The 581-nt window shown below is 59.7% G+C and carries 1 protein-coding gene; it reads left to right on the plus strand.

The annotated features are described in order from the left end of the window. On the plus strand, window positions 1-581 hold a 581-nt coding region (locus tag HVE01_RS19765; RefSeq protein ID WP_286365169.1), incomplete at both ends, for a dioxygenase family protein.

The raw sequence follows: 581 nt of genomic DNA on the forward strand, positions 1-581 counted from the left end.
GGTTTCACCATGACCGTAAAAATATTCGATACTCCCGAGGTTCAAGATTTCCTAAAAGCCGTGGCCGGCTTTGATCAGGCCGGTGGCAATGAGCGCGCCAAGCAGATCGTTCACCGCCTGGTCAGCGATCTGTTCAAGCTGATTGACGATTTCGATGTCACCGAGGAGGAGTATTGGGCGGGCGTTAACCTACTCAATGCCCTGGGCAGCCAGACCCAGTTTGGGTTGCTCTCGCCAGGGCTTGGCTTCGACCACTTCCTCGATATGCGCCAAGATGCCATCGACGCTGAAGCTAAGCGCACCGGCGGCACCCCACGGACCATCGAAGGCCCGCTCTACGTGGCCGGTGCTCCCGAAGCGGAAGGCTTCGCCCGTATGGATGACGGCAGCGACCCCGATGGCGAAATCATGTGGCTGACCGGCCAGGTGCGTGACGTGAACGGGCAGCCGATCCCCGGTGCCAAGGTCGAGATTTGGCACTGCAACTCCAAGGGAGGCTACTCGTTCTTTGATCCTTCGCAGGACGAGTACAACATGCGCCGCACGATCTATGCGGATAGCGACGGCCGCTACACCGCGCG

Source organism: Vreelandella venusta (assembly GCF_007989605.1).
In the GTDB taxonomy this organism is placed as follows: Bacteria; Pseudomonadota; Gammaproteobacteria; order Pseudomonadales; family Halomonadaceae; genus Vreelandella; species Vreelandella venusta.